Annotated in this window: 23 protein-coding genes; 9 read left to right on the top strand and 14 right to left on the bottom strand. The window is 68.5% G+C overall.

The window, feature by feature from the left end; genetic code table 11:
• Nucleotides 1–15: 15 nt before the first annotated feature.
• Nucleotides 16–447, bottom strand: a complete 432-nt coding sequence (locus ACQI46_RS05410; RefSeq protein ID WP_427092950.1) for a type II toxin-antitoxin system Rv0910 family toxin — start codon at nucleotides 445–447, stop codon at nucleotides 16–18.
• A gap of 420 nt (nucleotides 448–867) precedes the next feature.
• Here ACQI46_RS05410 and ACQI46_RS05415 point away from each other — a divergent pair, with 420 nt between their 5' ends.
• The 4 genes from ACQI46_RS05415 (at nucleotide 868) to ACQI46_RS05430 (ending at nucleotide 4,894) form a co-directional block, all read left to right on the top strand.
• A complete protein-coding gene (locus ACQI46_RS05415; protein ID WP_427093191.1) occupies nucleotides 868–1,908 on the top strand; it encodes an ABC transporter ATP-binding protein in 1,041 nt (346 codons plus the stop codon).
• 62 nt (nucleotides 1,909–1,970) lie between these two features.
• Complete coding sequence (locus ACQI46_RS05420) at nucleotides 1,971–3,152, top strand: extracellular solute-binding protein (protein ID WP_427092951.1); 1,182 nt, start codon at nucleotides 1,971–1,973, stop codon at nucleotides 3,150–3,152.
• Nucleotides 3,153–3,161: 9 nt separating this feature from the next.
• Nucleotides 3,162–4,037 carry an ABC transporter permease gene (locus ACQI46_RS05425; RefSeq protein ID WP_427092952.1) on the top strand — a complete coding sequence of 292 codons (876 nt, stop codon included), beginning with the start codon at nucleotides 3,162–3,164 and terminating at the stop codon, nucleotides 4,035–4,037.
• A complete protein-coding gene (locus tag ACQI46_RS05430; protein ID WP_427092953.1) occupies nucleotides 4,034–4,894 on the top strand; it encodes an ABC transporter permease in 861 nt (286 codons plus the stop codon). The genes ACQI46_RS05425 and ACQI46_RS05430 overlap by 4 nt, the downstream gene beginning before the upstream one ends.
• Before the next feature lie 4 nt (nucleotides 4,895–4,898).
• On the opposite strand, the gene ACQI46_RS05435 is transcribed toward ACQI46_RS05430, so the two are convergent.
• The gene (locus tag ACQI46_RS05435) at nucleotides 4,899–5,765 is read right to left on the bottom strand and encodes an EamA family transporter (RefSeq protein ID WP_427092954.1); all 867 of its coding nucleotides are present in this window, start codon (nucleotides 5,763–5,765) and stop codon (nucleotides 4,899–4,901) included.
• A 64-nt stretch (nucleotides 5,766–5,829) separates the two neighbouring features.
• Here ACQI46_RS05435 and ACQI46_RS05440 point away from each other — a divergent pair, with 64 nt between their 5' ends.
• Nucleotides 5,830–6,297, top strand: coding sequence for a hypothetical protein (locus tag ACQI46_RS05440; RefSeq protein WP_427092955.1), 468 nt, complete (start codon nucleotides 5,830–5,832; stop codon nucleotides 6,295–6,297).
• 132 nt (nucleotides 6,298–6,429) lie between these two features.
• Nucleotides 6,430–7,368: a DoxX family membrane protein gene (locus ACQI46_RS05445; protein WP_427092956.1), complete on the top strand. Its 939-nt coding sequence runs from the start codon at nucleotides 6,430–6,432 to the stop codon at nucleotides 7,366–7,368.
• 7 nt (nucleotides 7,369–7,375) lie between these two features.
• Here ACQI46_RS05445 and ACQI46_RS05450 read toward each other — a convergent pair whose 3' ends face one another.
• Both ACQI46_RS05450 and ACQI46_RS05455 read right to left on the bottom strand, forming a co-directional pair.
• The gene (locus tag ACQI46_RS05450) at nucleotides 7,376–7,876 is read right to left on the bottom strand and encodes a gluconokinase (protein ID WP_427092957.1); all 501 of its coding nucleotides are present in this window, start codon (nucleotides 7,874–7,876) and stop codon (nucleotides 7,376–7,378) included.
• Nucleotides 7,877–7,894: 18 nt separating this feature from the next.
• On the bottom strand, nucleotides 7,895–8,629 hold the full coding sequence (locus ACQI46_RS05455) for a DUF4333 domain-containing protein (RefSeq protein ID WP_427092958.1): 735 nt from the start codon (nucleotides 8,627–8,629) through the stop codon (nucleotides 7,895–7,897).
• A 73-nt stretch (nucleotides 8,630–8,702) separates the two neighbouring features.
• Here ACQI46_RS05455 and ACQI46_RS05460 point away from each other — a divergent pair, with 73 nt between their 5' ends.
• Nucleotides 8,703–9,587: an SCO6745 family protein gene (locus ACQI46_RS05460; protein WP_427092959.1), complete on the top strand. Its 885-nt coding sequence runs from the start codon at nucleotides 8,703–8,705 to the stop codon at nucleotides 9,585–9,587.
• 5 nt (nucleotides 9,588–9,592) lie between these two features.
• On the opposite strand, the gene ACQI46_RS05465 is transcribed toward ACQI46_RS05460, so the two are convergent.
• Both ACQI46_RS05465 and ACQI46_RS05470 read right to left on the bottom strand, forming a co-directional pair.
• Nucleotides 9,593–9,919, bottom strand: coding sequence for a YnfA family protein (locus tag ACQI46_RS05465; protein WP_427092960.1), 327 nt, complete (start codon nucleotides 9,917–9,919; stop codon nucleotides 9,593–9,595).
• 14 nt (nucleotides 9,920–9,933) lie between these two features.
• Complete coding sequence (locus ACQI46_RS05470; protein ID WP_427092961.1) at nucleotides 9,934–11,454, bottom strand: carboxylesterase/lipase family protein; 1,521 nt, start codon at nucleotides 11,452–11,454, stop codon at nucleotides 9,934–9,936.
• A gap of 74 nt (nucleotides 11,455–11,528) precedes the next feature.
• On the opposite strand from ACQI46_RS05470, the gene ACQI46_RS05475 reads away from it, so the two are divergent.
• The gene (locus ACQI46_RS05475; protein ID WP_427092962.1) at nucleotides 11,529–12,212 is read left to right on the top strand and encodes a hypothetical protein; all 684 of its coding nucleotides are present in this window, start codon (nucleotides 11,529–11,531) and stop codon (nucleotides 12,210–12,212) included.
• A 12-nt stretch (nucleotides 12,213–12,224) separates the two neighbouring features.
• Here ACQI46_RS05475 and ACQI46_RS05480 read toward each other — a convergent pair whose 3' ends face one another.
• The 3 genes from ACQI46_RS05480 to ACQI46_RS05490 all read right to left on the bottom strand — a co-directional run bounded on the left by ACQI46_RS05480 (nucleotide 12,225) and on the right by ACQI46_RS05490 (nucleotide 14,638).
• Nucleotides 12,225–12,914, bottom strand: coding sequence for a hypothetical protein (locus ACQI46_RS05480; RefSeq protein WP_427092963.1), 690 nt, complete (start codon nucleotides 12,912–12,914; stop codon nucleotides 12,225–12,227).
• 72 nt (nucleotides 12,915–12,986) lie between these two features.
• Nucleotides 12,987–14,171, bottom strand: coding sequence for an alpha/beta fold hydrolase (locus ACQI46_RS05485; RefSeq protein ID WP_427093192.1), 1,185 nt, complete (start codon nucleotides 14,169–14,171; stop codon nucleotides 12,987–12,989).
• A gap of 116 nt (nucleotides 14,172–14,287) precedes the next feature.
• Nucleotides 14,288–14,638 (bottom strand): hypothetical protein, encoded by a 351-nt coding sequence (locus ACQI46_RS05490; RefSeq protein WP_427092964.1) that lies wholly within the window; start codon nucleotides 14,636–14,638, stop codon nucleotides 14,288–14,290.
• Between the two features lie 136 nt (nucleotides 14,639–14,774).
• On the opposite strand from ACQI46_RS05490, the gene ACQI46_RS05495 reads away from it, so the two are divergent.
• Nucleotides 14,775–15,113 (top strand): RNA polymerase-binding protein RbpA, encoded by a 339-nt coding sequence (locus tag ACQI46_RS05495; RefSeq protein ID WP_098002685.1) that lies wholly within the window; start codon nucleotides 14,775–14,777, stop codon nucleotides 15,111–15,113.
• Nucleotides 15,114–15,119: 6 nt separating this feature from the next.
• Here the strand turns inward: ACQI46_RS05495 and ACQI46_RS05500 are convergent, their stop codons facing one another.
• Genes ACQI46_RS05500 through ACQI46_RS05520 form a run of 5 tightly spaced genes read right to left on the bottom strand, consistent with a single transcriptional unit; the run spans nucleotide 15,120 to nucleotide 20,027 of the window.
• Nucleotides 15,120–15,908, bottom strand: a complete 789-nt coding sequence (locus tag ACQI46_RS05500; protein WP_427092965.1) for a polyprenol monophosphomannose synthase — start codon at nucleotides 15,906–15,908, stop codon at nucleotides 15,120–15,122.
• A complete protein-coding gene (gene lnt, locus ACQI46_RS05505; protein ID WP_427092966.1) occupies nucleotides 15,905–17,551 on the bottom strand; it encodes an apolipoprotein N-acyltransferase in 1,647 nt (548 codons plus the stop codon). The genes ACQI46_RS05500 and lnt overlap by 4 nt, the downstream gene beginning before the upstream one ends.
• Nucleotides 17,544–19,070, bottom strand: coding sequence for an amidohydrolase (locus tag ACQI46_RS05510; protein ID WP_427093193.1), 1,527 nt, complete (start codon nucleotides 19,068–19,070; stop codon nucleotides 17,544–17,546). The genes lnt and ACQI46_RS05510 overlap by 8 nt, the downstream gene beginning before the upstream one ends.
• A gap of 44 nt (nucleotides 19,071–19,114) precedes the next feature.
• Nucleotides 19,115–19,591 (bottom strand): FxsA family protein, encoded by a 477-nt coding sequence (locus tag ACQI46_RS05515; RefSeq protein ID WP_427092967.1) that lies wholly within the window; start codon nucleotides 19,589–19,591, stop codon nucleotides 19,115–19,117.
• 52 nt (nucleotides 19,592–19,643) lie between these two features.
• The gene (locus ACQI46_RS05520) at nucleotides 19,644–20,027 is read right to left on the bottom strand and encodes a PPOX class F420-dependent oxidoreductase (protein ID WP_427092968.1); all 384 of its coding nucleotides are present in this window, start codon (nucleotides 20,025–20,027) and stop codon (nucleotides 19,644–19,646) included.
• Nucleotides 20,028–20,034 lie beyond the last annotated feature (7 nt).

Below are 20,034 nucleotides of genomic sequence, written 5' to 3' on the forward strand. Positions count from 1 at the left end.
GTCGCGCCGCCCTACTCAGTGCAGCGACGCCAGATTGCGCACCGAGCGGTCCACGTCCCCACGGATCACCCGCGCCACCACCCCGCCCACCGGGGTCGACAACAGCCCGCCGGTGAGCTCGGCGATCACCCGGAATGCCGACCCCTGCTCCCCCGAGGGTTCGACCTGCATGGTCAATGCGATGCAGACGCCGCCGCGCCCCGTGCCGACCAGTTCGATCTCCTTGGGCTCGTCGTAGCGGGTGACGCGCCAGTTGATGACGTTGCGGAATCCTTTGACCTTGATCAGCGACGACACCTGGGTGTCGACGTCGATCTCGTCGGGCACCTTGCTCTTCCACCCACCGAAGATCGTCAGCCACTCGTCGAACCTCTTCAAATCCGACGCCAGCGCCCATGCGCGCTCGGGGCTGAGAGACGACGACACCGAAACATCAACTGTGGCCATAGAGGGTGCACTACCCCCACAGCTCGATGCGGTAAACGGCCGCGCAGCAGGTCGCCGGCCTGCGAAACTTGACTTCGCTCGGATCACCAATCGCCGGCGGGCCGACCGACGCGCGCGATCGCGCGTAATCGCGCACAATCAACGAAGGATTCCATTGTGGAAATGTAAATTCGTCACGGAATCGCTTGCGTGAGCCGGCGTGATCCGCGAAGGTTTATCCACAGCCACGATGGCTGCACGCGAGGAGGACCCGCCCTGACCGGCACACGCACCACCGCTGTAGACCACACGGCGGGATCGCAGACCACCCGTGACGCGGGTGGTCCGGTCATCGAGATCGACCACGTCACCAAACGCTTCGGCGACTACGTCGCCGTCGCGGACGCCGACTTCTCGATCGGGGCCGGGGAATTCTTCTCGATGTTGGGACCGTCGGGCTGCGGCAAGACCACGACGTTGCGCATGATCGCCGGATTCGAGACGCCGACAGAAGGCGCCATCCGCCTCGAAGGCGTCGATGTGTCGAAGACGCCTCCGAACAAGCGCAACGTCAACACCGTCTTCCAGCACTATGCGCTGTTTCCGCACATGACGGTGTGGGACAACGTCGCCTACGGCCCGCGCAGTCGCAGGAAATCGGCCAAACTCGACGCCGGCACGATCCGAAAACGCGTCGACGAACTGCTCGAGATCGTGCGGCTCACCGACTTCGCCGAACGCAAGCCGGCTCAACTGTCGGGCGGTCAGCAACAGCGCGTCGCCCTGGCCCGCGCCCTGGTCAACTACCCGAGCGCGCTGCTGCTCGACGAGCCGCTGGGCGCGCTCGACCTCAAACTGCGCCACCTGATGCAGTTCGAGCTCAAACGTATCCAGCGGGAAATCGGCATCACCTTCATCTACGTCACCCACGACCAGGAAGAAGCGCTGACGATGAGTGACCGCATCGCGGTCATGAACGCCGGCAACGTCGAACAGATAGGCACGCCGACCGAGATCTACGACCGGCCCGCAACCGTGTTCGTGGCCAGCTTCATCGGGCAGGCCAACCTGTGGGCAGGCCGTCAAACCGGGCGCGCCAACCGGGATTTCGTCGAGGTGGACGTCCTCGGCGCGACGCTGAAAGCGCGCCCCGGAGACACCACCATCGAGCAGGGCGGGCACGCCACACTGATGGTGCGCCCGGAGCGGGTGCAGGTCTCGATGGACGCGCCCGGAGCCGACCGTGCCGGGGTTCGCGCCACGGTGACCGACCTGACCTTCCAGGGCCCGGTCGTCCGCCTGTCGCTGGCTGCGCCCGACGACTCGACGGTGATCGCCCACGTCGGCCCGGAGCAGGATCTGCCGCTGCTGCGGCCCGGTGACGAGGTGTACGCCAGCTGGGCTCCCGACGCGTCTCTGGTGCTTCCCGGCGCCGACATCCCCACCACCGAGGATCTCGAGGAGATGCTCGACGACGCTTGACCGTCTCGCCCCTGATGCCGACCCCATCCCCCTCCCTGGAGCCGACGAAAGGCACATCCGCCATGTCACGTGAGATCGATCCCCGCCTGCTGGCCCGCCTCACCGCCAACCGGACCTCCCGCCGCCGCTTTCTGGGCGGCAGCGTCGCGGCGGCTGCCGGCCTGACCCTGGGGTCGTCACTGTTGGCGGCGTGCGGATCCGACAGCGGGACATCGGGATCAACCACCGAGGACGGCGGCCCCGCCAGCGGCGCCCTCCGCGTGTCGAACTGGCCGCTGTACATGGCCGACGGTTTCGTGGCGGGCTTCCAGACCGCGTCGGGCATCACGGTCGACTACAAGGAAGACTTCAACGACAACGAACAGTGGTTCGCGAAGGTCAAAGAGCCACTGTCGCGCAAGCAGGACATCGGCGCCGACCTCGTGGTGCCCACCGAGTTCATGGCGGTGCGGCTGCACCAACTCGGCTGGCTCAACGAGCTCACCGACGCGGCCATCCCCAACAAGAAGAATCTGCGCCCGGACCTGCTCAACGCGAACGTGGACCCGGGCCGCAAGTTCAGCGCCCCCTACATGTCAGGGCTCGTCGGCCTGGCCTACAACCGGTCCGCGACCGGCCGCGACATCACCAGCATCGACGACCTGTGGGATCCGGCCTTCAAAGGCCGCGTCAGCCTGCTGTCCGACGCCCAGGACGGCCTCGGCATGATCATGCTCTCCCAAGGCAACTCGCCGGAGAACCCGACCAGCGAGACAGTTCAGCAGGCAGTCGACCTGGTCCGCGAACAGAACGACCGCGGCCAGATCCGCCGGTTCACCGGCAACGACTACGCCGACGATCTGGCCGCCGGCAACATCGCTGTCGCGCAAGCCTATTCGGGTGACGTGGTGCAGCTGCAGGCCGACAACCCGGACCTGCAGTTCATCGTGCCCGACTCCGGCGGCACCCTGTTCCTCGACACCATGGTGATCCCGTACACCACGCAGAACCAGAAGGCTGCCGAAGCGTGGATCGACTACGTCTACGACCGCGCCAACTATGCCCAACTCGTGGCCTACACCCAGTTCGTCCCGGTGCTGTCGGAGATGACCGAGGAACTCCAGAAGGTCGATCCGGCTGCGGCGACCAACCCGCTGATCAACCCGCCCGCCGACGTGTTGGGCCGGTCGAAGAGCTGGGCGGCACTGACTGACGAGCAGACGCAGGAGTACAACACCGCGTACGCCGCCGTCACCGGCGGCTGAGGAGCAGAGATGGCCGGTGTCGCCAGCAGCAGTCGCCAGCGGAGCAGGATCGCTCCGTACCTGATGGTGCTGCCCGCCCTGGTTTACCTGACGGTGTTCTTCGTCGTGCCGTTCTTCACGCTCGCGCGGACGTCACTGTCCGAAGCGGGCGGGTCGGTGTTCATGCCGACGTTGACGTTCGCGTGGGACTTCGGCAACTACGTCGACGTGTTCAGTGCCTACCGCGACCAGATCTTCCGTTCGTTCGGGTATGCCTTCGTCGCGACGGTGCTGTGCCTGCTGCTGGCGTTCCCGCTGGCGTACGTCATCGCGTTCAAGGCCGGCCGCTACAAGAACCTGATCCTCGGTCTGGTCATCCTGCCGTTCTTCGTGACGTTCCTGATCCGCACGATCGCCTGGAAGACCATCCTCGCCGACGAAGGGTGGCTGGTCAGCGCCCTGGGCACGATCGGGCTCCTTCCCGACGAGGGCCGATTGTTGTCGACGAGTTGGGCGGTGATCGGCGGTCTGACCTACAACTGGATCATCTTCATGATCCTGCCGTTGTACGTCGCTTTGGAGAAGATCGACCCGCGACTGATCGAAGCGTCGAAGGATCTGTACTCCTCGACCCCTCGGGCTTTCGGCAAGGTGATCCTGCCGCTGTCGATGCCCGGCGTGCTGGCGGGCAGTCTGCTGGTGTTCATCCCGGCCGTCGGCGACTTCATCAACGCCGACTATCTGGGCAGCACCCAGACCACGATGATCGGTAATGTCATCCAGAAGCAGTTCCTGGTGGTCAAGGACTACCCCGCCGCGGCAGCGCTGAGCTTGGTGTTGATGTTGACGATCCTGGCCGGCGTCCTGCTCTACACGCGGGCGCTCGGCACGGAGGACCTGGTATGACCACCCAGGCCGGCGCGGCCATCGCAACCACGGCCGGCTCCGAGACCGGCAGCCCCAAAAAGGTCCGCGCGCGACGCAATTGGGGAGATGTGCTGCTGTGGATCGTTGCCGCACTGGTCCTGCTGTACCTGTTCCTGCCGATCTTCGTCATCGTGCTGTTCTCGTTCAACAAGCCGGCGGGCAAATTCAACTACACCTGGCAGGGCTTCACCCTGGACAACTGGGCGGACCCGTTCAAGTACCCGGCACTGACCGAAGCCCTGCAGCTGAGCCTCAACGTGGCCGCTGTCTCCACGGCCGTCGCGCTGGTGCTGGGCACGTTGGTCGCGATCGCCTTGGTGCGCCAGCGGTGGCGCGGACGACGCGCGGTCGACACCTTCCTGATCCTGCCGCTGACGGCTCCCGAAGTGGTGATGGGTGCTGCGCTGCTGACGCTGTTCCTGGACTTCGGCTGGCCGGCCGGCTACACCACGATCTTGTTGGCGCACATCGCATTCGAGGTGAGCTTCATCGCGATGACCGTGCGCGCCCGGGTCCGCGGTTTCGACTGGACCCTCGAGGATGCCTCTCTGGATCTTGGTGCCGGCCCGGCGCGCACGTTCTTCAAGGTGACCTTGCCGCTGATCGTGCCGGGAATCGTCGCGGCGGCGATGCTGTCCTTCGCGCTGTCCCTCGACGACTTCATCATCACCTACTTCGTCAGCGGCTCGTCGGTGACCTATCCGCTCTACGTCAACGCGGCGGTGAAGGCGGCGGTACCTCCGCAGATCAACGTGCTGGCCACGGCGATCCTGGTGGTCAGTCTCGTCCTGCTGGCCCTCGGAACGATGTGGCGACGCAAGCGGTTCCAGGCCTGACCCCTCAGCCCACCTCCAGCGGGACCGGCCCCGGGCGGGACCCCGACCGGGTCGCTCCGACCCCGGCGGCAACGACGAACAGCACACCGACGACGGCCCACACACCCGGGTTCTGAGCGAGCACGAAGAAGCCGATCACCAACGCCAGTGCGGGTTCCAGACTCATCAACGTGCCGAAGGCCGCGGCGGTGAGTCGGCGCAGCGCCAACAGTTCGAGGGTGAAAGGCACCACCGGCAGCAGCACCGCGAGGCCCAAGCCGACTGCCAGAAGCTGTGGCGTCATCTCGGGGATCACGGATCCGCCCACGGCGGCGGTGGCTACCAGAGCGGCGACGGGCATCGAGACCGCGAGGCCGTTCAGGCCGGAGACCTCGTCGCCCACCTTCTGGGTGAGCAGTATGTAGGTGGCCCAGCAGGCCGCGGCACCGAGCGCGTAGGCGACGCCGAGAAGGTCGACGGCGCCGCTCCACGGCTGGGTCAGCAGGATCACTCCGACGCCGGCCAAGCCGGGCCACAGCAGCCGACCGGGTCCCGACCCGCGCAGCACGGCCACCCCGAGCGGGCCGAGGAACTCCAGTGCGCTGGCGGTGCCCAGCGGGATGCGCGCCAACGCAGCCATGAACAGCAGCGTGATCGCGGCGGTGACCACTCCGAGCAGGACGCACATCGCAAAGCTCTTGCGAGTGAACGCTTTCGGCGAAGGCCGTACGGCGACCAGGAGCAGCAGCCCCGCCCACGCCAGGCGCAGCCACGCCGCACCGTCGACACCGATGTCGTCGATCAGCGTGACGGACACGGCCAGGCCGGTCTGCACGCAGATCATCGCGACCACAGCCATCAGCGCTCCGGTACGCGCCCCATCGGTTCTCACGGATGCATTCTGGTGCAGGTCAATGCGATGTTTGAAATTCTCTATCGGTGGTACTCGCCGCCGCATGCTGCTGAAACCGAAACACCTGACTCCTTTCCTGTTCGGCGGTGCAGTCGCCGCCGCCGTCGCACTCGCCCCGGTGGCAGCCGCGGGCGGACCGCCCGGCTGCTATGACCCCTACGGCACCGGATGTGCCGCTCCTCCGCCACCTCCGCCGCCGCCGGGAGTCGCCGGCGCCGTCCCGGGTGGACCGGCAGGCGTGGCCGGACCCGGCGGAGCAGCCGGTGCCATCCCGGGTGGGCCGGCGGGCGTGGCCGGACCCGGCGGCGCAGCGGGGTCCATCCCCGGTGGACCCGCGGGCGCGGCCGGACCCGGCGGAGCAGCCGGCGCGATCCCCGGCGGACCGCAGGGTGTCGCCGGACCCGGCGGAGCAGCCGGATCCATCCCCGGCGGACCGGCAGGCGTAGCCGGACCGGGCGGAGCCGCCGGTTGCATCCCCGGTGTGGGCTGCGGCAGCGTTCCCGCTCCATAACCGGGCACTTTCACACGGCCGACGCCGCGTCCATCCCATTGGGGGGACGCGGCGTTGGCCGTCTCTGGGGTTTCACCGCCGGACTCAACGGGATCGGGTTTGCACCCCGGAGACCGTGGGAACACAGGCCGCATGTTGATCAGACGTGTTGCGCGCCCCATGCTGTCAGCAGTATTCATCTCGCGTGGTGTCGATGCGCTTCGAAGCCCGAAGCCGGCCGCCGACGCCACCCGACAGACCCTCGAAGGTTTGAGCAAGCTGCCCGATCCGGTCGGCACCAACGTCCCGTCCAACGCCGAGACCGTGGCACGCGTCAACGCCGCCGTACAGATCGGCGGCGGTCTGTTGCTGGCGACCGGCAAGCTGCCCCGCGTCGCCTCGGCGGCACTGGCTCTGACGGTGGTGCCGGGATCGCTCGGCAGTCACGCGTTCTGGAACGTGACCGACCCGGCCCAGAAAGCCGACGAGCGGCGAGCTTTCATCACCGACGTCAGCCTGATCGGCGGCCTGATCATCGCCGCCGTCGACACCGAAGGCCGTCCGTCGCTGGGCTGGCGAGGACGGCGAGCGGCCCGGAAGGTCACCGAAGCCGTGTCGGCAGCCCTGCCAGTGGGCGCAGCCGCCGGCAGCGGACTGACCGACAGCCAACTGGCCGAGAAGGTCAACCAGGGACTGCACGTGGGAGCCGAACGGGGCCGCGAGCTCGCGCACATCGCGCGGGAGCGCGGCGGCGAGTGGGCCGAGCTGGCCCGCGAACGCGGACTCGAACTCGCCGAGGTGGCCCGCGAACGCGGACACGAAATCGCCGAGGTGGCGCGGGACCGCGGTCCCGAGCTCGCCGACGTCGCACGGGAGAGGGGCGGCAAGTGGGCCGAACTGGCCCGCGAACGCGGACTCGAACTCGCCGACGTCGCCCGGGATCGGGCCCCGGAGCTGGCCGATGTCGCCCGTGACCGTGGCGCTGAACTGGCCGAACTGGCGCGCGCGCGTGCCGAGCTGGCCAAATCGCGCGCAGCGGAGCTGGCGGATACGGCCAACGTCGAGGTCAAGAAGCGCCGCTTCGGGCGCTGACCGTCGCCTACGCGTCCTCGGTCAGCCCTGCGACCGCAGCGTCGACAATGGCGTCGATGCTCTGGTCGACGTCGATCTCGCACCCACGCTCGTCGTCGGCGAGCGGTTCGAGCGTGTCGAACTGCGACTGCAGGAGCGATGCGGGCATAAAGTGACCGGGACGGCTGGCCTGGCGGCGGCTGATCACCTCGACGGTTCCGCTCAGATGCAGGAACTGAACCTCGGCGCAGTGGGTGCGCAGTTGATCGCGGTACCGGTGCTTCAACGCTGAACAACTGATCACCCCGCCGGTGTCGCACCGCTGCGCCAGCCACTCGCCGATCGCCTCGAGCCACGGGTAGCGGTCATCGTCGTCGAGCGGCTCACCGGCGCTCATCTTGGCGATGTTGGCAGGTGGGTGGAAGTCGTCGGCGTCGGCGAACGGCACCCGCAACCGTTGGGCCAAGGCGGCGCCCACCGTCGACTTGCCCGAGCCCGAAACCCCCATGACCACGATGGGTACCACCACTGACCCCTTCCGGTCGTGTCACTGCTTAGGAGCGTAGGTGTAGTCGATCTTCTCGCCGTCGACCGTGGTCACCGTCAGCGTGAAAGCTGCGCTCTCGGGACCCGCGACAACGAGGCAATCCACCCTGTTGCCCGGCCGGCCCTCCAGGTCGCCCGAACAGCTCGCGGAGTCGGGCCGGGTACCCAGGTGGGTGGCCAATTCGTCGAGCAACGACCCCTCCACCTCGGCTTTGGTGAGCAGCGGAAGCAGATCGAAGTTCATCATCAGGCCGTCGACATGGGTCACTACGGCGGTGCGCGGCAACGTGTTTCCGGCTGTGGTGACATCGCAGATCGCGGTCGCGCCCATGGTCCCCACCAGACCCGAGCGGCAGCTCACGCTGCTCGTAGGCCCGGGCCCGGCCCCGTCGATCAGTCGCGCGACGCCCCGCTCCAACTGTTCCTGGGACAGCGCGGGCAGCATCTCGTAGTCGATCGTCTCGCCGTCGACCGAGGTGACCGTCACCATCGGCTGAAAGCTGTTGGTTTCGCTCAACTCGACGTCGCACCGGGCGACCTGGCCGACCTCGCCGGCCAGCGGGTCGTTGCAGGTCACCGATTTCGGTTGCTCACCGGCGTCCGCGAGGCGCGCCGAGATGTCGCGCTCCAGGTCAGCCGGCGCCACGGCCGGGATGCCTTCAGGGGTCTGCACCGTGCACCCACCCAGCGCGACGATCGCGCAGACGACGCCCAGTCCCCCACGGACTTTCCGCATGTGCTGTCCCGTCACAGTCGGCAAGCTTGCACCGGACCCTAGCAGGCGGGTGCGCAGATGATTGACTGCAACGATGGATCGTCAGCCATCAATTGCGCGCCGCTTGTTCGATCGCTTCGAGCCGGTGCACGCCGTCACCTACTTCGCCCCCGAAGCCCGGGCCGCACTCGACGGGCTCGGGTACCGCGGCTTCTGGATGGGTTACTTCGCCGCCCGGTCCGCGCCCTTCGGCGTGGTCCCGCCCGAAGTCGTCACCGCGGCGTTCTACAGTTTCACCCCCGAACGTGTCGCCAAAGCGCTACCGGCCGCGTGGGATGTCGCTTCGCCTGACGACGCTCTAAGCGTCCGCCTCGAGTCCGCGGTGGCGGCCCTGCGCCGGGCAGGGGTGACCGACGAGGAAGCCGCCGCCGCAGCAGAGCCGGCCGCCCGCGCCGCGGCCGGCGCCGACGTCGGCGGGCGACCGCTCTACGCCGCCAACCGGGCACTCCCCTGGCCCGACGAACCGCTCGCGCGGTTGTGGCACTCCGTCACCCTGTTGCGTGAACACCGCGGCGACGGACACGTCGCGGTCCTGACCGCCCAGCGACTCTCCGGGCGGGACGCCAACGTGTTGCACGCCGCCGCCGGTCGTGTCCCCGAGGCGATGATCAAACGCGGACGCGACTACGACGACGCGCAGTGGGCCCAGTGCCAGGACGGTCTGCGGCGTCGGGGGCTGCTCGACGGAACCGGCGCGTTGACCGACGCGGGCCGCGAACTCAAACAGCACATCGAGGACGCGACCGACTCGGCGGCGCTGACCGCGTTCGACGTGCTCGACGACACCGACGTCGAGTCGCTGTTCCGGGCACTGACGCCGATCACCCGCAAAGTGGTAGCCGCCGGCGACGTGCCCGACGGCACCCCGATGGGCCTGAGTCGTGACGACCTCGACGACGACAGCGCCCATCTGGGCTGATCAAATCAGCGCGGCGCGTACATGATCAGGCCGACGCCAATCAGCGCCACCGATGCGCCGATCACATCCCAGCGGTCGGGCCGAAAGCCGTCGGCGACCATCCCCCACAGCAGTGACCCGGCGATGAACACCCCGCCGTAAGCGGCCAGCACCCGACCGAAGTGCGCGTCGGGCTGGAAGGCGGCCACGAATCCGTAGGCCCCCAATGCGATGACGCCGGCACCGATCCACAACCAACCGCGGTGCTCGCGCACACCCTGCCAGACCAACCAGGCGCCGCCGATCTCGAGGAGCGCGGCGAGGACGAACAGCGCGACAGACCGGGCAACCATCTCGAGTACCGAGCCTACCGGGCGGCCAGCGAGAACCCGTGCCACGCCTGACGTTGTTCGGCGTGCGGGTCGTACTCGACGCGGCGGCGCCGGTCGAGGACCAGCACCGGACGCTCGTCGGCGTTGTATCGCGGCCAATCCGCGCCCGGCACCGCCCCCTGGGCGAAAGACAACCAGCGGCCCTGCATGTCTTTGGTGACCTTGCGTGCGGCCGCGGCGTCGACACCTGCGGTCAGCAACCTGCCGAAGCGGGTGCGGTAGACGCCGAACAGGGCGAACAGTTCGGTGGCGTGGGTGGCGCCCATCCCGGCCAGACGGAGAGTGCGGGGTGCGTAGTCGAACCGGTACACGTAGGTCGGCGCGTGCCGGCTGTGGGCCTGCGCCATTTCCCAGATCGCCGAGCCGAAGATGCAGTCGCCACCGATGCGAACGCACACCGAAGGGTCCGGATAGCCCGGATAGGCGGCCAGAATACGTTCCCGCACTTCGGGATCAGCCATGGCGAACATCTTCTCGATGGCCTGCTCGTTGGTCGGCAGCAGTTTGAGGAACCGGGTGAACAGCCGACCTTCTTCGGCGTTGCTGCCGACGATGAGCGGCACCGGCGCCGCAGCGCCGCGGCGCATCGCCTCGAACGGTTCCAGCGGAAGGTAATCGGTGCCGAAGGTGGGGCCGACCGCGAATGCGCCGACCATGTCTTGTTGTCCGTCGACGATGAGACGCTCGAGAGTATCGACCAGCTCGGCCGGGCGCACCGCGAGAAGCTTTGCCGCAGCGCCCTCTTCGTCGGTACCGAGCAGCCGGGCGAACCGCGCGGCGTACTCTGCGGCCATCTCGGCGCTGCGGGTCATGCCGGTGGGCGGGCTCTGCGAAATCGCTTGCTTGAAGAGACCTTTGGCGTCCGGGGTGGCCATCAGCGTGGCGACGGCGTGTGCACCGGCGCTCTCACCGAAGATCGTGACGTTGTCGGGGTCGCCGCCGAATGCGGCGATGTTGTCCTTCACCCAACGCAGGGCCATCACCAGGTCGCGCAGGAAGAGGTTGTCGTCGATACGGATATCGGGCGTCGACAAGGAGGACAGCTCCACACATCCGAGCGCTCCGAGGCGGTAATTCACCGAGACGAACACGCACCCCTTGCGGGCCAGCGACGCCCCGTCGTAGATCGGGGTGGCCGAACTGCCCAACACGTAACCCCCGCCGTGGATGAACACCATCACCGGCAGCTCCGCGGCGTCCTGATTGGGAGTGAGGTCGGCGGGCATGACCACGTTGAGGATCAGGCAGTCTTCGCTCTGCGGCTGGTACCGACCCGGGGCCAACATGGTGTACATGCGCTGCTGCGGCGCGCAGTTGCCCAGTCCATGGCAGTAGCGGACGCCGGGCCACGGCTGCACCGGCTGCGGAGCCCGGTAACGCAGCGGCCCGACGGGTGGCTTGGCGTACGGGATGGCGCGCCAGCGGTGAACCCCGTCCCGGGTGAAGCCCTCGACGATTCCGGAAGCCGTCTTCGCCCGAATGGTGTGTTCGTGCATCCTGCCGACGGTAGCGAACGTTGCCGCGACGTGTACGACTGGCCGAACCGTGTCGGCCCGTTAACCTTGGCCGCATGCGCATCGCGGTCCTGGCGGTTCTGGCCGCCCTGACGACGGCCTGCTCGCAGTCCGTGGGCGGCCAAGCCGAGCCGTCTGCCACCCCGTCCCCGACTGCGGCGCCACCCACCACGACTGCGCCGTCGCCGGTCCCGACGACAACGGCCCCGCCTGCGGTGCCGAACGCGGATGCATCCATATCGTCGGTGATCAGCTGGGTCGAAGACGGCGTCGCCGCCGATCCCGCCGAATTCCACGTCGCATTCCGCGACGGTGTGGCCACCCGCCTCGGTGAGGACATCGCGTTCACCGCGTCCGCCGGTGCGCCGCTGACCACGACGCAGTGCATGACCGCGGGCGATCTGATGTGCCTGGTCGAGCTCGACGATCCGCCGCCGCGACCCGCGGGCGCCGAAGGGGCGTGGAAGCCGGGCTGGATCACGATTTCCGGTACGTCCGTGCAGGTAGGTTCGCTGCGCGGCGATCCGGGACCGTTCGGCAGCGGCAGCGGCCCAGAACTGGCCGACGGCCAGTCGCTGGCCTTCGGCGACAACAGGTGCCGCGCTGATGCTGCTGCGCTGATCTGCGTGAACTACGCCCACCGCACCGCCGTGCGGATCAGCACCGCCGGCGTCACCCCGTACGGCTGCCTGCAGCCGGCGCCGACCCCACCGGATGCCGCGGCGCTGTACCGCTGCTGAGACTTCGGTCGGTCAGGGCAACCGGAAGGTCCCGGTGACCAGGATCGGCGTCACCGGCCGGCCGTTGATGCTGGCCTGCGGACGCCCGTCGGGGAATTCGATCGGTCCGGCCGGGCCCAGCTTGCGCTTGGTGCGCACGTCGTGGCGCACCTGAAAGTCGGTGAGCCCGTCGAGATCGAACGGATCGAAGTTGCGGTCGCGATCACCTTGGCTGAAACCGCTGAACTGCACACCGGTCGCCGACCCGTCCGGGCGCACCACCCACGACGAGCGCGCGCCGCCCGCCTCGGCGGTGTACATGCCGGCCAGACCTGACACCGCGTCCGCGGTGAACGGATGGGCGACACCATTCATGGTCACCACGCCGGTGACGGCGGTGCCGTCGTAGTCGGCGGTGAGTGTGTCGCGCATCCGTGAGGTGAGGTCGATCGCGCCGTCGGCTTGGTTGCCTAAAAACCATGCCTCGTCGTCGGTTCCGTTGCACGCATAGGCGGCAACCGAGTCGCCGTCGACGCTGATGCCGATCGCCATGGCTGCCCCGTCCGCCGAGACCGCGTCGGCCATGTAGCGCGCTGTCTGCGGGAAGGCAGCCGACTGCGCGACCGGTGCGGCTTCGGTCGATGTGTCCTTCGAGCAACCCACCGAGGTTCCCAGCACGGTCAGGGCGGCCGCCACCAGCAGCGGTAGAAGTCTGATTCTCATGCCGGGAAGCATGAATCCGTCGGCGCGCCGGCGCATGGAGATCAGGTGGAGATTTCGTGGAGACCTACGCACTCAGGCGATCAGGAAGGAGTGCACCTCGTCGCAGAAGATGCGCCACGCCGGCTCCTGGGAGGTCAGCAGATGATTGCTGCTCGACAGGGTGATCAGCGTGGCGCCGGGGATCATCGAGGCCAGTTCCTCGCCGTAGCGCAGGGGCACGCGATGGTCATCCCGGGAATGCAACACAAGTGTCGGACACCGCACCTCACCGGCAAGGCGACGAACGTCGATGCGGGCGAACACCTCCAGGAACCGCACGGCGTTCTGCGCCGACGTGGTGCGTCGCTGCAATTGATCGAAGGCATCCCAGTCGGCGCGGGTCCCGTCGGGCAGGAACTGCGCGGCGAACACCTGTCGGAACGCCGGATCCGACCGACCCCAGCCCACCCGCGCCAGCTCCAGATCCAGTGCGGCAGCCCGCTTTTCCTCATCGGTGACCGCGCGCACGGCGCGGCCCCGCGCGTACGCGCCACTGAGGACCAGCCGAGTCACCTTCTCGGGGTGGCGCGCGGCGTAGGCGACCGCCACCGCCCCGCCCTGCGACACACCCAGCAGCGGGAACCGCTCCAAACCCAGTGCCTCGACCACGGATTCGAGATCGGTCACCCAGTCTTCGAACGTGAATTCGTGAACGTCCCAGTCAGACAGACCGCAGCCACGTTCGTCGTAGCGGACGAGGGTGTGCCACGCCGACAGGTCGCGCACCCAGTGGCACCACACCGGGCTCTCGATGTCGTAGCCCAGATGTGTCATCCAGTTCGCCGCGCGCACCAACGGCGGGCCGCTCCCGGTGACGCCGTAGGCCAACCGCACGCCGTCGTCTGCTTCGCAGAACGCGATGTGCTGGCCGAGCATCCTCGGGTCCGGCAGTGCGTGTTCGATGCGCGGTCCGTGGAGGCGGCCGACGAACTGGTACCCGCGACCGCGGACAGTGCGGATGTAGCGCTGGGATTCACCGTCGTCACCCAATGCGCGGCGCGCGGCTTTGATCCGACTGGTCAACGCTGCTTCGCCGACGAACCGCCCGCCCCACACAGAGTCGAGCAGTTCTTCCTTGCTCATGAGGCGGTCGTGGTGGGTGATCAACTGTGTCAGCACGTCGAACACCTGAGGCTCGACTCTGATCACCGTGTCGGCGCGGCGCAGTTCGTAGCACGCGGTGTCGAGGACGAAGTCGTCCCAACGCCACGTCCGCATCGGCGGCGAGGCGGTGAACTCGACACTGTGACCAACCACCGATGCCCCGTTTCTGCAGGTTGAACGGTGTGGATACCGGCCCAGACTACCGGTCGGCGGCCGATTTCGTCGGGCTACTACCGCCAGCCGTCCGCGGCGCGCGCAGCCTGCATGACCGCGTCACACAGCTCCCGCAACTCGGCGGGCCCGGCGCCCTCCTCGAGCGCGGTGGCCATGTCTTCAGCGGCACACCGCACCTGGTAGACGCGATCGGACAACTCGGCGGCTTCCTCGGCGCTGAGCACCACCGCGTCCGGCGGGACCGAGGTGCCTTTCACCAGAGCGCGCTGCTCGTAGGCGCGCTGGCGACACGACTGCCGGCAGTACTGGCGGCGCCGGCCCAGGCCGCTGTCGGCGACTTCGCGACCACACCAACGGCAGTTCTGAGGGCGGATGCGAGTGCTGGACCGGGTGGCCTGAGGCGTCACAGCCAGACTCTAAACCCAAGCCCGCAGCAATCCCGGTATCATCGATGGCCGAGTCGGGGACGGCCCCGAGGAACTTGTGCCGGCGCGTCTGCGTTGAACCATCCGGGACATATTGCGCTGATAAGAGGAGTGGACGATGGCTGATCGTGTATTGAGGGGCAGCCGGCTCGGCGCGGTGAGCTACGAGACCGACCGCAACCACGACTTGGCGCCGCGTCAGGTCGCGCGCTACCGCACCGACAACGGCGAGGAATTCGACGTTCCGTTCGCCGACGACGCCGAGATCCCCGGCACCTGGTTGTGCCGCAACGGCATGGAAGGCACCCTGATCGAGGGTGACGTACCCGAGCCCAAGAAGGTCAAGCCGCCGCGGACCCACTGGGACATGCTGCTGGAGCGCCGTTCGATCGAGGAACTCGACGAACTGCTCAAGGAGCGTCTCGAGATCATCAAGACCCGCCGCCGCGGGAGCTGACCCGCCTCAGGGTGTGACGCCGCGTGCCCGATCGAGACGGGCGCGCAGGCCCCACTGGGCGACCTTGATGATCGCCTCCCGAATCGTCGAGCCGTCCATCTTCGATTCACCGTGCTCACGCTCGGTGAACGTGATGGGCACCTCGAGGACGGTGAAGCCGGCGTTGATCGAGCGCCAGGTCAAATCCACCTGGAACCCGTAGCCCTTGGAGTCCACCGCGGACAGGTCGATCTTTTCCAGCACCTCACGCCGGTAGGCGCGGTAGCCCGCCGTGATGTCGTGGATGTCCACGCCGAGCAGGATGCGCGAGTACCCGTTGGCGGTGCGAGACAGGACGAGCCGCCGCCGCGGCCAGTTGCGCACCTCGCCGCCGTCGACGTACCGCGACCCGATCACCACATCGGCGCCCTTGTCGATCTCGTCGAGCAGCCGGTGCAGCTGCTCGGGGGCGTGGCTACCGTCGGCATCCATCTCCACCAGCACCGAGTACTGACGGTTCAACCCCCACGCGAAACCGGCGAGGTAGGCCGCGCCCAGCCCGTCCTTGGAGGTCCGGTGCATCACGTGCACCCGATCGGGGTCACCGAGCGCGAGTTCATCGGCCAACTCGCCCGTGCCGTCCGGGCTGCCGTCGTCGACGATGAGGACGTGCACGTCGGGCTCGGCGGCATGCACCCGGGACACGATGGTCAACAGATTGTCGCGCTCGTTGTAGGTCGGGATGATCACCAGAGTGCGGTCGCTGGGCCGCGCAGCGGATGGGCGGTCACCGTTCAAGCCACCGGGGACGCTCATGCGGCTCCTTCATCGTCTTCACGGTCGCGGGGCATCGCTCGCCGGCCCCGCAGTCTTGTCGGCACGAGAGATCCATTGTGCAGTATCGCGCCGATCACACCCGCAGCGCCGAGGGCGATGAGCGCGGCCTCGACGTACGGGCCGAACCGCGTCGCCGGGGTCAGGACCGTCTTGAGCCGCAACTGCCGATCCAGGTACGCGGGCTCGAAGAACTCCGTCCGGGCCAGCTCACGTCCGTCGGGACTGATCATCGCGCTGATCCCGGTGGTACCGGCGACCACCACATAGCGGTCGTGTTCGACCGCGCGCAGGCGCGCGAACGCCAACTGTTGCTCACTCATCGATTCGTCGAAGGTGGCGTTGTTGGTCGGCACCGCCAGCAACTGGGCGCCGCTGCGCACCGATTCGCGCGCGGCGCGGTCGAAGATGACCTCCCAGCAGGTGGTGACGCCGACCGGCACCCCAGCGGCCTGCACCACGCCGTCGCCGTCGCCCGGAACGAAGTATCCGGCCCGCTCCGCATACGGGGAGAGCCGGCTGAAGAAGCTGCGCCACGGCAGGTACTCACCGAAGGGCTGCACGATCCGTTTGTCGTGGCGGTCGGCCGGCCCGCTCTCCGGGTTCCACACGATCACCGTGTTCGTCGACACCGGGTTGGTGCGGCTGTGTCCGGGCGCGGCGACCACGCCGCCCACCAGAATGGGGGCGTCGATGGCCGCCGCCGCGCTGGAAATCTGTTGCGCCGCATCGCGGTTGGCCAGCGGGTCGATGTCCGAGGAGTTCTCCGGCCAGATCACCAGCATCGGTCGGGGCGCGCGCCCGGCCCGCACGTCGTCGGCCAACCGCAGCGTCTCCCGGACATGGTTGTCGAGCACCGCGCGTCGTTGCGCGTTGAAGTCCAAGCCGAGCCGCGGGACGTTGCCCTGGACGGCGGCCGCCGTGATCGGCGGGTCGTCCCCAGCTCCGGCGCCGGACTTGCGCACCTGCGGCCACACCAGTGCGGTGGCCACCAGCACCAGGGCGATGCACAGCCCGGGCAGCACGACCGCCGGCGGAGTCTTCGCTCGCGCGGCGGCGTCGCGGCGCCACCAGGAGACGATCTCCATCGTCATCGCGGCCACGGCGACGCCGACGAGCACCGTCGCGAACGACACCAGCGGCGCGCCTCCGAGATGCGCCAGCGGCAGCAGCGGGCCGCCGGTCTGGGAGAACCCGACCACACCCCAGGGGAATCCGCCGAACGGCACGGTCGACTTGAGCCATTCCTGCGCCGACCACAGCCCGGCGAACCACAACGGCCAGCCGGGAACCCTGCGAACCAGCACCGCGACCCACCCGAACAGCGCCGGGAACACGGCCTCGGCCACACTCAACGCGATCCACGGCAGCGCGCCGACCAGGCCGCTGATCCACGGCAGCAACGGCAGATAGAACGCCAATCCGAACAGGAATCCGTAGCCCAGGCCGCCCGCGGCGGTGGTGGAAGGACGCGTCAGCACCCAGCTCAACCCGGCGAACGCGACGATCGCCAGGAACCACCAACCAACCGGCGGGAAGCTCGCGTACAGCGCCAGGCCGGCGGCGATGCCGACGCTCAACTGAGGTGACCGGTTCGCGACCGCCCGAACCCAGCCGTCACCCATGGATGATCACGCCCCGGTGGACCGTCTGACGGCAGCGCGGCAGCTGGTCATGCAGTGCGGGTAGCACCGGCACGCGGGAGCGGGGATCGGTCGACCAGCGCTGCACCGCGTCGGTCGGGGCGCTCACCTCGAAGTCGTCGGCATCCCATATCGCGTAGGTGGCCGGCGCCCCCGGGACCAGCGTTCCGCTGACCCCGTCGCGCACTCCCCCGGCCCGCCACGCGCCGCGGGTGGCAGCGGCGAATGCCGCACGCGCGGAGATGGCGCTGCCCGGCGTGTGATGGGCGGTGGCGGCGCGGACGCCGGTCCACGGATTCATGTCGGTCACCGGGGAGTCGGAACCGAGCGCCAGAGGCACGCCGTGCGAGGCCAGCCGCGCGAACGGGTTGAGGCCGCTCGCGCGGGCGGGTCCCAGCCGGCGGGCATACATGCCGTCGTCGCCGCCCCACAGCGCGTCGAAGTTGGGTTGGACGCTGGCGATGACGCCCCAGCTGCCGAGGTGGGCGGCCTGCTCGTCGGTGATCATCTCCAGATGCTCGAGGCGATGCCCGCAGCGGGCCACCGCGACGCTGCCGAACCGGTCGACGACGCGGTGCAGTGCGGTCATGACGGCGGTGACGGCGGCGTCGCCGATCACATGAAAGCCCGCGGTGATGTCCGCATCGGTGCAGGCTGCGAGGTGGGCGGTCACGGCGTCGACGTCGAGGTAGCTGTTGCCGGTGGTGGCGGGCGCGTCCGCGTAGGGCTCGTGCAACCAGGCGGTGCGCGAACCCAGCGCGCCGTCGACGAACAGGTCACCGGCCAGGCCGCGGGCCTGAGTACTGCGCAGTAGGTCGCGGGCCTCGTCCGCGGTGGTCACCGCTTCGCCCCAGTAGCCGACGACTTCGACGCCGTGGTCGAACTCGCGCAGCTCGCGCCAGTCGTCGATTCCGGAGACGTCGGGGCCGGCGCACTCGTGTACGACGGCGATTCCGACGGCCGCGGCGGCGTCGAGCGCCGCGCTGCGGGCACGGTCGCGCTGGGTGGCGGTGAGTGCCTCGCGGGCCGCCCGGCGCGCGCGGTGATGATCGTCGGCAGTCAGCGGCGCCTGGGCCTCGACCAGTCCGGCGCGGCGGCGCAACGCGGTCGAGGCCGCGGCCGAGTGCACATCGATCCGGGTGAGGTAGACGAGACGGTCGCCGACGACGGCGTCGAGATCCGAGGTGGTGGGTGGATCCGGCTCTGGCCATGCCGTCTCATCCCAGCCGTGGCCCCAGATGACGCCGTTCGGATGGGCGCGGGCGTACTCGGAGAGCAGCTGCAGACATTCCTGCAGTGACCGCGCATGCCGTAGGTCGAGCCCGGTCAGAGCGAGTCCGGTGGCCGTGGTGTGGAAGTGGCTGTCGACGAATGCCGGCGCCACGAAGCCGCCCGCCAGGTCGCTGACGGTGGCGTCGGGGAACTGCGTGCGGCCGACGTCGTCGCGCCCGATCCAGGCGACGATCCCGTCCCGGACCGCCATCGCGGTCGCGTCGGGCATGACGGGGTTGTGGATGCGCCCGTTGAGCAGCAGCGCGGTGGTGCTCACTCCGGCAGACGTGGCTGCTCGACCGGGTGGTCGACGGTGTCGATCACTTCGCCGTCGACGTAGTCCCCGCGCCCGGTGCGGCGGGCAGCGGTCGAGCCCATGGTGCTCACACCAACGATCAGCGGTGCGCGGCGCGCGGCCAGCGCGGTGACGAGCGGACGTGCCGCGGCACGGGTGGGCGGCAGGAGCAGCAGGGCGCCCAAGACGGTACTGGCGAGGCCGGGAATCACGACGAGCACCGTACCGAGTGCGACCAGCAGGCTGTCTGTGACGGCCCCCTGCGCTTCGGCGAGCGACAGGCCAGACCGCAGCCGACGGATATGGCGGCGCAACTGCGAGCCCGCGAGCGCCAGGCCCAGCGCGAATGTGCCGGCGAGAAGCAGCACAGTCCAGCCGAAACCGATGGTCGATGCCAATGCCACCACGACGGCAAGCTCGACCAGCGCGTAGATCAGGAACAGCCTCATCGCCATAGTGTGCCAACGCTCGGCGGCCGCTGCGGGTTCCTGCGCGGACGTGCGCCCGTCAGTTCACCGGTTTGATCTCGATCGAGACGTTCTTCTCCATGCCGCCACGCAGCTTGGAGAAGAAGTTGAAGGTCTTGCCGAGCAGGCCGTAGCGCTTGCCGAGCGCATCGTAAGTGGCGCCGTTGGCCGACTTGTCCAGGATGCGTGCGGTTGCCTCGACCGCGTCGCCTTTGGGTTTTCCGGCCCGGTCGCACGGTGCGATGGTGACCCGCGACGTGTTGCGCAGACGCTTGACCTTCCATGACTTCTCCTGCGTGATCGCAACCAAGCCATCGCCGGACATCGCAGCCCAGATGGCCGTCGGCTTGGGACGTCCGTCCTTGGTGAACGTGGTCAACAGGATGTACTCGGACTTGGCGACTTCGGCGAAGGTGGCTGTCATGTCGCCA

The sequence above is a fragment of the Mycobacterium sp. SMC-4 genome, from assembly GCF_050205565.1.
Taxonomy (GTDB): Bacteria; Actinomycetota; Actinomycetes; order Mycobacteriales; family Mycobacteriaceae; genus Mycobacterium.

Excerpts from the sequence above, each read along its gene's own strand:
- lnt (WP_427092966.1), bottom strand. The coding sequence starts at position 17,551 with ATGGGTGACGGCTGGGTTCGGGCGGTCGCGAACCGGTCACCTCAGTTG.
- ACQI46_RS05415 (WP_427093191.1), top strand. The coding sequence starts at position 868 with ATGTTGGGACCGTCGGGCTGCGGCAAGACCACGACGTTGCGCATGATC.
- ACQI46_RS05420 (WP_427092951.1), top strand. The coding sequence starts at position 1,971 with ATGTCACGTGAGATCGATCCCCGCCTGCTGGCCCGCCTCACCGCCAAC.
- ACQI46_RS05520 (WP_427092968.1), bottom strand. The coding sequence starts at position 20,027 with ATGACAGCCACCTTCGCCGAAGTCGCCAAGTCCGAGTACATCCTGTTG.
- ACQI46_RS05445 (WP_427092956.1), top strand. The coding sequence starts at position 6,430 with ATGTTGATCAGACGTGTTGCGCGCCCCATGCTGTCAGCAGTATTCATC.
- ACQI46_RS05430 (WP_427092953.1), top strand. The coding sequence starts at position 4,034 with ATGACCACCCAGGCCGGCGCGGCCATCGCAACCACGGCCGGCTCCGAG.
- ACQI46_RS05510 (WP_427093193.1), bottom strand. The coding sequence starts at position 19,070 with ATGCCCGACGCGACCGCGATGGCGGTCCGGGACGGGATCGTCGCCTGG.
- ACQI46_RS05515 (WP_427092967.1), bottom strand. The coding sequence starts at position 19,591 with ATGGCGATGAGGCTGTTCCTGATCTACGCGCTGGTCGAGCTTGCCGTC.
- ACQI46_RS05470 (WP_427092961.1), bottom strand. The coding sequence starts at position 11,454 with ATGCACGAACACACCATTCGGGCGAAGACGGCTTCCGGAATCGTCGAG.
- ACQI46_RS05460 (WP_427092959.1), top strand. The coding sequence starts at position 8,703 with ATGGATCGTCAGCCATCAATTGCGCGCCGCTTGTTCGATCGCTTCGAG.
- ACQI46_RS05480 (WP_427092963.1), bottom strand. The coding sequence starts at position 12,914 with ATGAGAATCAGACTTCTACCGCTGCTGGTGGCGGCCGCCCTGACCGTG.
- ACQI46_RS05425 (WP_427092952.1), top strand. The coding sequence starts at position 3,162 with ATGGCCGGTGTCGCCAGCAGCAGTCGCCAGCGGAGCAGGATCGCTCCG.
- ACQI46_RS05475 (WP_427092962.1), top strand. The coding sequence starts at position 11,529 with ATGCGCATCGCGGTCCTGGCGGTTCTGGCCGCCCTGACGACGGCCTGC.
- ACQI46_RS05485 (WP_427093192.1), bottom strand. The coding sequence starts at position 14,171 with ATGCGGACGTGGCGTTGGGACGACTTCGTCCTCGACACCGCGTGCTAC.
- ACQI46_RS05500 (WP_427092965.1), bottom strand. The coding sequence starts at position 15,908 with ATGAGCGTCCCCGGTGGCTTGAACGGTGACCGCCCATCCGCTGCGCGG.
- ACQI46_RS05465 (WP_427092960.1), bottom strand. The coding sequence starts at position 9,919 with ATGGTTGCCCGGTCTGTCGCGCTGTTCGTCCTCGCCGCGCTCCTCGAG.
- ACQI46_RS05455 (WP_427092958.1), bottom strand. The coding sequence starts at position 8,629 with ATGCGGAAAGTCCGTGGGGGACTGGGCGTCGTCTGCGCGATCGTCGCG.
- ACQI46_RS05440 (WP_427092955.1), top strand. The coding sequence starts at position 5,830 with ATGCTGCTGAAACCGAAACACCTGACTCCTTTCCTGTTCGGCGGTGCA.
- ACQI46_RS05410 (WP_427092950.1), bottom strand. The coding sequence starts at position 447 with ATGGCCACAGTTGATGTTTCGGTGTCGTCGTCTCTCAGCCCCGAGCGC.
- ACQI46_RS05495 (WP_098002685.1), top strand. The coding sequence starts at position 14,775 with ATGGCTGATCGTGTATTGAGGGGCAGCCGGCTCGGCGCGGTGAGCTAC.